The following is a 744-nucleotide window of genomic DNA, read 5'->3' as shown; positions in this document are numbered from 1 at the left end:
CGTTCCCTTTCCAAACTGTCTTCTGGTACCCGTGTTGTTTCGGCCCGCGACGATGCTGCCTCCATGGCCATCGGTGCACGCTTGAATGCAACCACCCAGGCCCTGAAAACGGCAACGGTTAACGTTGGTCAGGCGAACTCCATGCTCCAGATCGCCGACGGCGGCATGGCAACCATTGACGACATCCTCGTTCGTATGAAGACACTGTCGGTTCAGGCTTCTTCTGGCAACCTGTCCGATACCGAACGCGGCTTCCTCAATGACGAGTTCACCGAACTGCGTGACGAGATCGATCGTATCGCTTCCTCGACCAACTTCAACGGCATTCAGTTGCTCGGTGATGGCGGCGATGTTGCGATTGAATTCGGCGACCTTGCTGCTGCCGGCTCTGGTGAAGCTCTTGTTCCAGTCAACGGTTTTGACAACTTTGCCATCACCGACAACAACTACTGGGCAACTGACGCCAACACCAACACTGTTACCGATAACAGTTTTGAAGTGAACATCACTTATGGCGCAGGCGACCAGGTCATCATGACCGTCACCAGCACCATTGATGGTGCAGCTGACCGCACCCAGTCGATTGACGTCACCGACTTCCGCACTGGCGGCACGACGGCAATTGGTGCAGGTGATAGCAACACCCTGAACTTCGACGAACTTGGTCTGACCTTCACGGTCAACACCAACTTCTCGGCTTCGGTTGCTACCATCCGCGGTGACAACACCGGCGCATCCGACTTC

At 55.6% G+C, this 744-nt stretch carries 1 pseudogene; it reads left to right on the top strand.

The features are described 5' to 3' along the window. Positions 1 to 744 (top strand): annotated as a pseudogene (locus HED22_RS19540) (flagellin); the annotation flags it as partial.

Source organism: Thalassospira sp. HF15 (assembly GCF_011806525.1).
Taxonomy (GTDB): domain Bacteria; phylum Pseudomonadota; class Alphaproteobacteria; order Rhodospirillales; family Thalassospiraceae; genus Thalassospira.
Note: the sequence above shows the minus strand (reverse complement) of the source record. Positions and strands in the feature narration are given on the sequence as shown.